The sequence below is a fragment of the Ferribacterium limneticum genome (genome assembly GCF_020510565.1).
Classification (GTDB): domain Bacteria; phylum Pseudomonadota; class Gammaproteobacteria; order Burkholderiales; family Rhodocyclaceae; genus Azonexus; species Azonexus limneticus_B.
This window is the reverse complement of record NZ_CP075189.1, coordinates 1,445,835-1,458,994: the sequence shown is the minus strand read 5'-3', so window position 1 is coordinate 1,458,994 and position 13,160 is coordinate 1,445,835. Positions and strand designations below refer to the sequence as shown.

General features: G+C 63.9%; 3 protein-coding genes. 2 read left to right on the top strand and 1 reads right to left on the bottom strand.

Annotated features, from left to right (window positions below; all coding sequences use genetic code 11):
* The first annotated feature begins 2 nt into the window (after positions 1-2).
* Positions 3-1,847: a nitric oxide reductase activation protein NorD gene (locus KI610_RS06995; RefSeq protein WP_226497938.1), complete on the top strand. Its 1,845-nt coding sequence runs from the start codon at positions 3-5 to the stop codon at positions 1,845-1,847.
* Between the two features lie 74 nt (positions 1,848-1,921).
* Entirely contained in the window at positions 1,922-2,614 is a 693-nt protein-coding gene (locus KI610_RS06990) for a Crp/Fnr family transcriptional regulator (protein WP_226497937.1), read from the top strand.
* 103 nt (positions 2,615-2,717) lie between these two features.
* Here the strand turns inward: KI610_RS06990 and KI610_RS06985 are convergent, their stop codons facing one another.
* Positions 2,718-13,148: a retention module-containing protein gene (locus KI610_RS06985; protein ID WP_264179201.1), complete on the bottom strand. Its 10,431-nt coding sequence runs from the start codon at positions 13,146-13,148 to the stop codon at positions 2,718-2,720.
* Positions 13,149-13,160 lie beyond the last annotated feature (12 nt).

Here is a 13,160-nt window from a genome sequence, read left to right as displayed (position 1 = left end):
CCATGGAAGAATTCATCGGCAAAATCTGGCACAACTGGGTCACCAAGGCCGCCGCCGGCCATTACCCGGAGGCCGCCGTCAAACTGGGCGAGATCGAAAAAACGGCCGGCATCCTGTTTCGCGCCTTCGGTGGCGACCCGGGCCTCAAAGTCGCTGCCGCCACCCCGGAAGAACACGGCGCCCGTCGCACCTGGCTGCAGCGCATTGCCGCCAGTAATGAGCGCATCGCCCAGGGCCGGCGCGATGCCGAAACCCTGCGCCTGCCGCCGGAAATCGCCGCCTTCCCCGAAAAATCGCTGAACCGCGACCTCTACCTGTGGCTGGCCGCCCTCGCCGCCAGCGATGTGGCGCCCGAGCAGCCCTGGTTCATCCGCAACCAGATCGCCAGCCGGACGGCGCTCGATCGCTATCCGGGCCTCAACGAGCGTTACCGCCGCCTCGTCGCAGCCCATCTTGCCGGCCGCATCGCGCCAAGTGCCATGCAAGCCGACGAAGCGGCGCAGGAAAAGGCCATTCGTCAGGCGCTGGAACAACCGGGTTCAGTCGCCGGCCTGCCACCACTCAACACGGTCAAGGCAAAGCCACCGCAGCCTGTCCTGCTTTGGCTGATCGGTTCAGACAAGATTGAAGCCGCGACCAAACTCGCCGACCCGAACGACAACCTGCCGCCCGAAGGCAGCGGCGGCAATCCGGAAACGGCCAAGGAAGCGCACAAGGCCGAGCAGGTCGAAACGCCGGACAACAAAAATCCTGTGCTCGCCATGTTCCGCGCCGAAAGCCTGCCGACCTGGGCCGAATACGTTCGGGTCAATCGCGCCTTCGACGAGGACGAGAATCCCAACGCCAGCCAAGCCGCCAACGACCTCGACAAGCTCTCGCTGACCCGCGACGGCGAAACCGCCAAGTCGCGCGTCAAGTTCGACCTCGACCTGCCCTCGGCGGCCGAGGACGACACCCCGATCGGCCCCGGCATCGCCCTGCCCGAGTGGGATTACCGCAAGAACGCGATGCAGCCGGCGCATTGCCTGCTGCAACCGATGGTCGCCCACGATGCCGTGCCCGCTGCGCTGCCGCAGGAGCTGGCCGCGACGGCCAGGAAACTGCGCGGCCAGTTCGCCGCCCTCGCCCCGCAACGCCGCTGGCTCAAAGGCCAGCCGGACGGCCCGGAACTCGATGTCGATTCCTGCGTGCGCAACCACGCCGACCGTGCCTCCGGGCACACGCCGGAATCCGGCGGCTACCTCGCCCAGGCGCGCTGCGAGCGCGACCTGGCCTGCCTGCTGCTGGCCGACCTGTCGATGTCCACCGACGCGCCGATTTCCGATTCGCACCGTATCGTCGATGTCATCCGCGATTCGCTGCTGCTGTTTTCCGAAGCACTAACCGCCACCGGCGACCGTTTCGGTATCTACGGTTTTTCGTCGTTGCGCCGCCAGAACATCCGTTTCCATCTGCTCAAGGACTTTGGCGGCAAGTACGATGCCGCCGCCCGCGGCCGCATCCTGGCCATCAAGCCCGGCTACTACACGCGCATGGGCGCCGCCATCCGCCAGGCCGCCAGCATCCTGGCCGAACAGCCGGCCAGCCGCCGCCTCTTGCTGATCATCACCGACGGCAAGCCGAACGACCTCGACATCTACGATTCGCGCTACGGCATCGAAGACACCCGGATGGCCGTGCACGAAGCCCGCCGCCTCGGCTTGACGCCGTTCTGCGTAACCATCGACCACGAAGCCGGGGCCTACTTGCCCTATCTTTTCGGCCCTGCCGGCTTCTGCGTCATCCGCAAACCGGAGGAACTGCCCAGCCGGCTCCCCCTCCTTTATGTGCAACTTACCCGCCAGTAGGTAGTCATAAAGTCGTATTGCTTTGGCATCAGCCGGATGCCAGTATTGGGTGTTATTTTTATTGCGCGAAGATCATGCACGGCAGTCATCCCATCAACATAGAAGCCCTACTGACGCACGTTCCGCTTTTTCAGGGACTGGCGCCTGAGGAACTCAGCCGCATCGCCCGTGGCACGCGCGAAATGCACCCGAACAAGGGGGAAATCCTCTTTCACAAGGGCGACCCCTGCAACGGTTTTCACCTGCTGGTGTACGGCCAGATCAAACTGGCTTTCACCTCATCGCAGGGCAGCGAAAAAGTCGTTGAAATCATCAGCCAGGGGCAGAGTTTCGGCGAAGCCATCATGTTCATGGAGAAGCCCTACATCGTCTTCGCCCAGGCCCTGACCGACTGCCTGTTGCTGCACATCTCGAAGGCCGCCGTTTTCGAGGAACTGCAGCGCGACCACAACCTGTGCCGCAAGATGCTGGCCGGCATGGCCATGCGCCTGCATCAACTCATGAACGACGTCGAGTCGTATTCGCTGCACTCCGGCAAGCAGCGCATCATCGGCTACCTGCTGCGCGAACTGCCCGAGGCCGAGCACGACGGCATCAATGTTTCGATCACGCTGCCGACCAACAAGGGCGTCATCGCCTCCCGCCTCAACCTGACCCAGGAACATTTCTCGCGCATCCTGCACGAACTGACCGAACTCGGCCTGATCGTCGTCGAAGGCCGGAAAATCCATATCCCGAACGCCACCAAGCTGCGTCAGCACGAGTAAAGGCGTTCAAGCACGGTTGCTACGGTCAACCGGAAAAAACGGGTAAAAATGAAACAAAAAGGGGCGATAAAAATCGCCCCTTTTTGCTAACCGGCCAACGGAATCAGTCGGTAATCAGCTTACCGCTCTTCAGCAACTCGTTAATGATCGCCGTGTCCGTGGTGGCAGATCCAACCAGATCGATCCCTTGCAAGGTAATCGTCTGGTTGCTGCCACCAGAACCGCTGGTCGTCACATTGATCGTCGTATTTCCAGTCGCATTATTGAAACTGAAATGCAGGTAGTTGGCGAGATTGCCGGCATCGGTGCCATCGTGCGATTCGCCGAGCAGCAGATCGCGCAAGTCGAGAATATCGCCGCCAGCGTTGGCCGCCTCACCGCCGAAGTCGGTGATCACGTCCACCGCAGGAATAGCGACCGAACCGCCGTCGTTCAATTCCCACTGGAAGATATCGGTCACCGCATCCGCCGTTCCGGCATTGCCGCTCAGCGTATCGTTGCCCTGGCCACCGATCAGGCGGTCGCTGCCGGCGCCGCCCTGAAGGGTGTCGGTTCCCGTCCCGCCATAAAGCACATCCGTACCGTCGCCGCCAAGAAGTGAGTCGTTGCCGCTGCCGCCCAGCAACAAGTCGTTGCCCGCCAGACCGCTGATCGTGTCGCTCCCCCCCGCGCCATCGATGTAATCGTCGGCAGCAGCTCCGGACAACGTGTTACCCGAAAAGCTTCCCGTCTGCGTCGTCGTGGTGTAGTCGGAAATCAAGGTGATGTCCTGCGAAGTCGAGGCGGCGTCGATGGCCGTCGACACGCCATCCACCATGGCATAGACCGTCGAGGTTGCCGTCACCGTGATGGCCGTTCCGGTGGAAGTAAAGTTGCTGGCAACCGTAATGGTCAGGTTGGCCAGATTCCAGGCACTGATATCCACCCCGTTATCAGCCATGGTTGCCGTAAAGGTGTTGGTGCCATCGCTGAGCACAGCACCAGTCGGCAAACCGGCAACCTTCAGTGTCAGCGTTTCACTGCTATCGACCAGGCCGACGGAAATCGGCAGATCAAGCGTCCGATACGTTGCCGTCGCCGCCTGACTGACGACAACCATCGTATCCGGCGTCACCAAGGTCGGTGCATCGGCATCGGCAACCAGGACCGACAGGATCCCCGTGGAAGAGGCCGACGCCCCATTGCTGATCTCAGTGGCGGTTGCCGTTACAGTCAAGTCCACCACGCCGCTGTAACCGCTGACGGACTTGAACTGAAGCGCAGTGAGATCCCAGCCCGTCACATCGACACTGGTCGCGCCGGCCGTGGCGGTGAAGGTGTGGAGGGGATTCCCGTCGCTCAGCACACCGCCAACGGGGATCGCGCTGATCACCACTGTCAAGGTCTCCGAACCATCGCTATCGGCCAAGGCGGCGGACACACTACCGAGGGCAATCCAGGTATTGGAACCGCCGCTGGCGCCTACAGGGTAATAGCCGCCGTCGTTATTGCTAACGAAATCGCCCACGGTTGTGGCCGATGTAACATCAGTACTGGCCGCATACAGCGAGAAGTTCGAGGAATTGAGCGCCAGCGGCGTCGTTGCACCATCGACCAAGACCCCGGCAGTCAGTTCACCGATACCGTCGCCGTCAAACATGTTGATCTCGAGAGAGTAATAACCAGATTCGGTGGGCGTCAATGTCTCGCTCGTGTAGTTTGCCCAGTTGTTGAATCCTGTAGCAAATACAGTCGTTCCGCCGATCTTGATCTGCAAGGTGTCGTCGCGGTAGCCGGTCAAGGCATAGCTATGTCCCGCTTCGAGATAAATGTAGCCGGTGTAACGATAGGCATCGCCGGTATCGAAAGCCGACTCTGCCACGCCAACGCCGGCAACGATGGAAGTCGACGTCGCGACATTGCTCTCGACAGCGGCTTCGAGATTCAGGACGTTGTTGGCATTGCTCGTCGACAATGCCAATTCGTCGAAGAAACTCAAGGTCAACCCGGTCGCTGTCGGCAAGGAAACAGGCGTCGTCGACGTACCCACCACGGTATTCGAATCAACGATCAATATCGGCGCATCCTTCACCGCCGTCACCGTGATTTCGAGAGGCGCGCTGGCAGTGTTCGCACCATCGGTGATCGTATAAACGATGGAAGGCACACCGCTGTAATGCGTCGCGGGTGTAAAGCTGTAACTGCCGTTGGTGCCGATGCTCAGTTCCCCAACACCGGCAACGGTATGCGACGTGCCTGCCGCAACGGTGACACCCTCGAAAACGAACTGGGTAACGGTCAGCGTATCGCCATCGGCATCTGTATCGTTGAGCAGCACATTGCCGTTCACGGTACCGGCATCTTCCAGCATCGAGTTCGTATCGACGGTGGCAACCGGTGTCGAATCGTCGTCAATGATGGTGCCGACGGCCGTGACGCCGCCAATGCTGAGGGCCGTCGTTTCGTCCGCTTCGTCGATGTTGTCCGGGCTCGTCGCGTAGCTCACGGTGAAGCTGGTGACGCCGGCCGGAACACTGATCTGGCCGGTGCTGCTGTCGTAGCTGACGCCGTCGCTGAAGCTCGGGGTCGTCACAAAGTCGGTGCCCGCCGTCGCCGTCGTGCCGCCCAGGCTGAAGCTGTAGCTGGTCGCCGTGCTCGAAGCGTTGGAGAGGGTCACGGTGTGGGCCAGGTCGCCGCCTTCGGTGATGCTGGCAGCCGTCACGCTGCTGATGGTCGGCGCCGCGTCGTTGTCGATGATGGTGCCGGTGCCAACCACGCCACCAATGGTCAGGCTCAGGTTTTCTGTCGCTTCGCTGGTGCTGTCGCTGACCGTCGGAACGCTGACCGTGAAACTGGTGACGCCGGCCGGAACGCTGATCTGGCCAGTGCCGCTGTTGTAGGTGACGCCGTCACTGAAGCTCAGGGCGTTGGTGTAGTCGCTGCCCAGGTGGGCGCTGCCGTCGGCCAGAACAAGTGTGTAGCTGGTGGCGCTGCTGCTGGCGTTGGACAGGCTGACCGTGAACACGGCCGCGTTGCCTTCGCTGACGGTGACGCTGTTGATGCCGGCGTCGAGCGGGTCGTCTACGCTCGTGATGGTGGGGACGCCGTCGTCGTCAATGATGGTGCCGACGGCCGTGACGCCGCCAATGCTGAGGGCCGTCGTTTCGTCCGCTTCGTCGATGTTGTCCGGGCTCGTCGCGTAGCTCACGGTGAAGCTGGTGACGCCGGCCGGAACACTGATCTGGCCGGTGCTGCTGTCGTAGCTGACGCCGTCGCTGAAGCTCGGGGTCGTCACAAAGTCGGTGCCCGCCGTCGCCGTCGTGCCGCCCAGGCTGAAGCTGTAGCTGGTCGCCGTGCTCGAAGCGTTGGAGAGGGTCACGGTGTGGGCCAGGTCGCCGCCTTCGGTGATGCTGGCAGCCGTCACGCTGCTGATGGTCGGCGCCGCGTCGTTGTCGATGATGGTGCCGGTGCCAACCACGCCACCAATGGTCAGGCTCAGGTTTTCTGTCGCTTCGCTGGTGCTGTCGCTGACCGTCGGAACGCTGACCGTGAAACTGGTGACGCCGGCCGGAACGCTGATCTGGCCAGTGCCGCTGTTGTAGGTGACGCCGTCACTGAAGCTCAGGGCGTTGGTGTAGTCGCTGCCCAGGTGGGCGCTGCCGTCGGCCAGAACAAGTGTGTAGCTGGTGGCGCTGCTGCTGGCGTTGGACAGGCTGACCGTGAACACGGCCGCGTTGCCTTCGCTGACGGTGACGCTGTTGATGCCGGCGTCGAGCGGGTCGTCTACGCTCGTGATGGTGGGGACGCCGTCGTCGTCAATGATGGTGCCGACGGCCGTGACGCCGCCAATGCTGAGGGCCGTCGTTTCGTCCGCTTCGTCGATGTTGTCCGGGCTCGTCGCGTAGCTCACGGTGAAGCTGGTGACGCCGGCCGGAACACTGATCTGGCCGGTGCTGCTGTCGTAGCTGACGCCGTCGCTGAAGCTCGGGGTCGTCACAAAGTCGGTGCCCGCCGTCGCCGTCGTGCCGCCCAGGCTGAAGCTGTAGCTGGTCGCCGTGCTCGAAGCGTTGGAGAGGGTCACGGTGTGGGCCAGGTCGCCGCCTTCGGTGATGCTGGCAGCCGTCACGCTGCTGATGGTCGGCGCCGCGTCGTTGTCGATGATGGTGCCGGTGCCAACCACGCCACCAATGGTCAGGCTCAGGTTTTCTGTCGCTTCGCTGGTGCTGTCGCTGACCGTCGGAACGCTGACCGTGAAACTGGTGACGCCGGCCGGAACGCTGATCTGGCCAGTGCCGCTGTTGTAGGTGACGCCGTCACTGAAGCTCAGGGCGTTGGTGTAGTCGCTGCCCAGGTGGGCGCTGCCGTCGGCCAGAACAAGTGTGTAGCTGGTGGCGCTGCTGCTGGCGTTGGACAGGCTGACCGTGAACACGGCCGCGTTGCCTTCGCTGACGGTGACGCTGTTGATGCCGGCGTCGAGCGGGTCGTCTACGCTCGTGATGGTGGGGACGCCGTCGTCGTCAATGATGGTGCCGACGGCCGTGACGCCGCCAATGCTGAGGGCCGTCGTTTCGTCCGCTTCGTCGATGTTGTCCGGGCTCGTCGCGTAGCTCACGGTGAAGCTGGTGACGCCGGCCGGAACACTGATCTGGCCGGTGCTGCTGTCGTAGCTGACGCCGTCGCTGAAGCTCGGGGTCGTCACAAAGTCGGTGCCCGCCGTCGCCGTCGTGCCGCCCAGGCTGAAGCTGTAGCTGGTCGCCGTGCTCGAAGCGTTGGAGAGGGTCACGGTGTGGGCCAGGTCGCCGCCTTCGGTGATGCTGGCAGCCGTCACGCTGCTGATGGTCGGCGCCGCGTCGTTGTCGATGATGGTGCCGGTGCCAACCACGCCACCAATGGTCAGGCTCAGGTTTTCTGTCGCTTCGCTGGTGCTGTCGCTGACCGTCGGAACGCTGACCGTGAAACTGGTGACGCCGGCCGGAACGCTGATCTGGCCAGTGCCGCTGTTGTAGGTGACGCCGTCACTGAAGCTCAGGGCGTTGGTGTAGTCGCTGCCCAGGTGGGCGCTGCCGTCGGCCAGAACAAGTGTGTAGCTGGTGGCGCTGCTGCTGGCGTTGGACAGGCTGACCGTGAACACGGCCGCGTTGCCTTCGCTGACGGTGACGCTGTTGATGCCGGCGTCGAGCGGGTCGTCTACGCTCGTGATGGTGGGGACGCCGTCGTCGTCAATGATGGTGCCGACGGCCGTGACGCCGCCAATGCTGAGGGCCGTCGTTTCGTCCGCTTCGTCGATGTTGTCCGGGCTCGTCGCGTAGCTCACGGTGAAGCTGGTGACGCCGGCCGGAACACTGATCTGGCCGGTGCTGCTGTCGTAGCTGACGCCGTCGCTGAAGCTCGGGGTCGTCACAAAGTCGGTGCCCGCCGTCGCCGTCGTGCCGCCCAGGCTGAAGCTGTAGCTGGTCGCCGTGCTCGAAGCGTTGGAGAGGGTCACGGTGTGGGCCAGGTCGCCGCCTTCGGTGATGCTGGCAGCCGTCACGCTGCTGATGGTCGGCGCCGCGTCGTTGTCGATGATGGTGCCGGTGCCAACCACGCCACCAATGGTCAGGCTCAGGTTTTCTGTCGCTTCGCTGGTGCTGTCGCTGACCGTCGGAACGCTGACCGTGAAACTGGTGACGCCGGCCGGAACGCTGATCTGGCCAGTGCCGCTGTTGTAGGTGACGCCGTCACTGAAGCTCAGGGCGTTGGTGTAGTCGCTGCCCAGGTGGGCGCTGCCGTCGGCCAGAACAAGTGTGTAGCTGGTGGCGCTGCTGCTGGCGTTGGACAGGCTGACCGTGAACACGGCCGCGTTGCCTTCGCTGACGGTGACGCTGTTGATGCCGGCGTCGAGCGGGTCGTCTACGCTCGTGATGGTGGGGACGCCGTCGTCGTCAATGATGGTGCCGACGGCCGTGACGCCGCCAATGCTGAGGGCCGTCGTTTCGTCCGCTTCGTCGATGTTGTCCGGGCTCGTCGCGTAGCTCACGGTGAAGCTGGTGACGCCGGCCGGAACACTGATCTGGCCGGTGCTGCTGTCGTAGCTGACGCCGTCGCTGAAGCTCGGGGTCGTCACAAAGTCGGTGCCCGCCGTCGCCGTCGTGCCGCCCAGGCTGAAGCTGTAGCTGGTCGCCGTGCTCGAAGCGTTGGAGAGGGTCACGGTGTGGGCCAGGTCGCCGCCTTCGGTGATGCTGGCAGCCGTCACGCTGCTGATGGTCGGCGCCGCGTCGTTGTCGATGATGGTGCCGGTGCCAACCACGCCACCAATGGTCAGGCTCAGGTTTTCTGTCGCTTCGCTGGTGCTGTCGCTGACCGTCGGAACGCTGACCGTGAAACTGGTGACGCCGGCCGGAACGCTGATCTGGCCAGTGCCGCTGTTGTAGGTGACGCCGTCACTGAAGCTCAGGGCGTTGGTGTAGTCGCTGCCCAGGTGGGCGCTGCCGTCGGCCAGAACAAGTGTGTAGCTGGTGGCGCTGCTGCTGGCGTTGGACAGGCTGACCGTGAACACGGCCGCGTTGCCTTCGCTGACGGTGACGCTGTTGATGCCGGCGTCGAGCGGGTCGTCTACGCTCGTGATGGTGGGGACGCCGTCGTCGTCAATGATGGTGCCGACGGCCGTGACGCCGCCAATGCTGAGGGCCGTCGTTTCGTCCGCTTCGTCGATGTTGTCCGGGCTCGTCGCGTAGCTCACGGTGAAGCTGGTGACGCCGGCCGGAACACTGATCTGGCCGGTGCTGCTGTCGTAGCTGACGCCGTCGCTGAAGCTCGGGGTCGTCACAAAGTCGGTGCCCGCCGTCGCCGTCGTGCCGCCCAGGCTGAAGCTGTAGCTGGTCGCCGTGCTCGAAGCGTTGGAGAGGGTCACGGTGTGGGCCAGGTCGCCGCCTTCGGTGATGCTGGCAGCCGTCACGCTGCTGATGGTCGGCGCCGCGTCGTTGTCGATGATGGTGCCGGTGCCAACCACGCCACCAATGGTCAGGCTCAGGTTTTCTGTCGCTTCGCTGGTGCTGTCGCTGACCGTCGGAACGCTGACCGTGAAACTGGTGACGCCGGCCGGAACGCTGATCTGGCCAGTGCCGCTGTTGTAGGTGACGCCGTCACTGAAGCTCAGGGCGTTGGTGTAGTCGCTGCCCAGGTGGGCGCTGCCGTCGGCCAGAACAAGTGTGTAGCTGGTGGCGCTGCTGCTGGCGTTGGACAGGCTGACCGTGAACACGGCCGCGTTGCCTTCGCTGACGGTGACGCTGTTGATGCCGGCGTCGAGCGGGTCGTCTACGCTCGTGATGGTGGGGACGCCGTCGTCGTCAATGATGGTGCCGACGGCCGTGACGCCGCCAATGCTGAGGGCCGTCGTTTCGTCCGCTTCGTCGATGTTGTCCGGGCTCGTCGCGTAGCTCACGGTGAAGCTGGTGACGCCGGCCGGAACACTGATCTGGCCGGTGCTGCTGTCGTAGCTGACGCCGTCGCTGAAGCTCGGGGTCGTCACAAAGTCGGTGCCCGCCGTCGCCGTCGTGCCGCCCAGGCTGAAGCTGTAGCTGGTCGCCGTGCTCGAAGCGTTGGAGAGGGTCACGGTGTGGGCCAGGTCGCCGCCTTCGGTGATGCTGGCAGCCGTCACGCTGCTGATGGTCGGCGCCGCGTCGTTGTCGATGATGGTGCCGGTGCCAACCACGCCACCAATGGTCAGGCTCAGGTTTTCTGTCGCTTCGCTGGTGCTGTCGCTGACCGTCGGAACGCTGACCGTGAAACTGGTGACGCCGGCCGGAACGCTGATCTGGCCAGTGCCGCTGTTGTAGGTGACGCCGTCACTGAAGCTCAGGGCGTTGGTGTAGTCGCTGCCCAGGTGGGCGCTGCCGTCGGCCAGAACAAGTGTGTAGCTGGTGGCGCTGCTGCTGGCGTTGGACAGGCTGACCGTGAACACGGCCGCGTTGCCTTCGCTGACGGTGACGCTGTTGATGCCGGCGTCGAGCGGGTCGTCTACGCTCGTGATGGTGGGGACGCCGTCGTCGTCAATGATGGTGCCGACGGCCGTGACGCCGCCAATGCTGAGGGCCGTCGTTTCGTCCGCTTCGTCGATGTTGTCCGGGCTCGTCGCGTAGCTCACGGTGAAGCTGGTGACGCCGGCCGGAACACTGATCTGGCCGGTGCTGCTGTCGTAGCTGACGCCGTCGCTGAAGCTCGGGGTCGTCACAAAGTCGGTGCCCGCCGTCGCCGTCGTGCCGCCCAGGCTGAAGCTGTAGCTGGTCGCCGTGCTCGAAGCGTTGGAGAGGGTCACGGTGTGGGCCAGGTCGCCGCCTTCGGTGATGCTGGCAGCCGTCACGCTGCTGATGGTCGGCGCCGCGTCGTTGTCGATGATGGTGCCGGTGCCAACCACGCCACCAATGGTCAGGCTCAGGTTTTCTGTCGCTTCGCTGGTGCTGTCGCTGACCGTCGGAACGCTGACCGTGAAACTGGTGACGCCGGCCGGAACGCTGATCTGGCCAGTGCCGCTGTTGTAGGTGACGCCGTCACTGAAGCTCAGGGCGTTGGTGTAGTCGCTGCCCAGGTGGGCGCTGCCGTCGGCCAGAACAAGTGTGTAGCTGGTGGCGCTGCTGCTGGCGTTGGACAGGCTGACCGTGAACACGGCCGCGTTGCCTTCGCTGACGGTGACGCTGTTGATGCCGGCGTCGAGCGGGTCGTCTACGCTCGTGATGGTGGGGACGCCGTCGTCGTCAATGATGGTGCCGACGGCCGTGACGCCGCCAATGCTGAGGGCCGTCGTTTCGTCCGCTTCGTCGATGTTGTCCGGGCTCGTCGCGTAGCTCACGGTGAAGCTGGTGACGCCGGCCGGAACACTGATCTGGCCGGTGCTGCTGTCGTAGCTGACGCCGTCGCTGAAGCTCGGGGTCGTCACAAAGTCGGTGCCCGCCGTCGCCGTCGTGCCGCCCAGGCTGAAGCTGTAGCTGGTCGCCGTGCTCGAAGCGTTGGAGAGGGTCACGGTGTGGGCCAGGTCGCCGCCTTCGGTGATGCTGGCAGCCGTCACGCTGCTGATGGTCGGCGCCGCGTCGTTGTCGATGATGGTGCCGGTGCCAACCACGCCACCAATGGTCAGGCTCAGGTTTTCTGTCGCTTCGCTGGTGCTGTCGCTGACCGTCGGAACGCTGACCGTGAAACTGGTGACGCCGGCCGGAACGCTGATCTGGCCAGTGCCGCTGTTGTAGGTGACGCCGTCACTGAAGCTCAGGGCGTTGGTGTAGTCGCTGCCCAGGTGGGCGCTGCCGTCGGCCAGAACAAGTGTGTAGCTGGTGGCGCTGCTGCTGGCGTTGGACAGGCTGACCGTGAACACGGCCGCGTTGCCTTCGCTGACGGTGACGCTGTTGATGCCGGCGTCGAGCGGGTCGTCTACGCTCGTGATGGTGGGGACGCCGTCGTCGTCAATGATGGTGCCGACGGCCGTGACGCCGCCAATGCTGAGGGCCGTCGTTTCGTCCGCTTCGTCGATGTTGTCCGGGCTCGTCGCGTAGCTCACGGTGAAGCTGGTGACGCCGGCCGGAACACTGATCTGGCCGGTGCTGCTGTCGTAGCTGACGCCGTCGCTGAAGCTCGGGGTCGTCACAAAGTCGGTGCCCGCCGTCGCCGTCGTGCCGCCCAGGCTGAAGCTGTAGCTGGTCGCCGTGCTCGAAGCGTTGGAGAGGGTCACGGTGTGGGCCAGGTCGCCGCCTTCGGTGATGCTGGCAGCCGTCACGCTGCTGATGGTCGGCGCCGCGTCGTTGTCGATGATGGTGCCGGTGCCAACCACGCCACCAATGGTCAGGCTCAGGTTTTCTGTCGCTTCGCTGGTGCTGTCGCTGACCGTCGGAACGCTGACCGTGAAACTGGTGACGCCGGCCGGAACGCTGATCTGGCCAGTGCCGCTGTTGTAGGTGACGCCGTCACTGAAGCTCAGGGCGTTGGTGTAGTCGCTGCCCAGGTGGGCGCTGCCGTCGGCCAGAACAAGTGTGTAGCTGGTGGCGCTGCTGCTGGCGTTGGACAGGCTGACCGTGAACACGGCCGCGTTGCCTTCGCTGACGGTGACGCTGTTGATGCCGGCGTCGAGCGGGTCGTCTACGCTCGTGATGGTGGGCTGGGCATCGACGCTAAGGATGACCGGAGCGCCTTCGATTGTCTCCAGCAGACGACCGCGCTCGGTTCCGAACTGGTAGGCCAAGGGATCAACCGTTTCGACGATCCGCAGTAGTTCGATGAAGGTGTGGCCTTCGTTGCCGCCCTGGCCGGCAAGACCGGCGGCCGGCGCTTCCTCTTCAAGCAGGGCGTCAAGATCGCTGCCTGACTTCAAGGCCGAAGCGATCTTCTTGAATCCGTCCTGGTTATTTACTATCGCGCTATCGGCGGCATCAGGCCTGATCGTTGCCGCGACCTCAGCGTCAATTTTCGCTGTTTCACCTGGGCGAACGGTCATTTCGCGGCCATCGGCCAGGGTCAGGACAACGTTGGCACCATCGGCGGCGACGACGCTCTCGCCCTCGCGTATCGCGTCTCCGAGCTTGAGGCGGCGCATATTTCCTGCGCT

What these genes read in the sequence shown, in the direction of transcription:
- KI610_RS06995 (WP_226497938.1), top strand. Translation starts at nt 3, where the DNA reads ATGGAAGAATTCATCGGCAAAATCTGGCACAACTGGGTCACCAAGGCC.
- KI610_RS06990 (WP_226497937.1), top strand. Translation starts at nt 1,922, where the DNA reads ATGCACGGCAGTCATCCCATCAACATAGAAGCCCTACTGACGCACGTT.
- KI610_RS06985 (WP_264179201.1), bottom strand. Translation starts at nt 13,148, where the DNA reads ATGCGCCGCCTCAAGCTCGGAGACGCGATACGCGAGGGCGAGAGCGTC.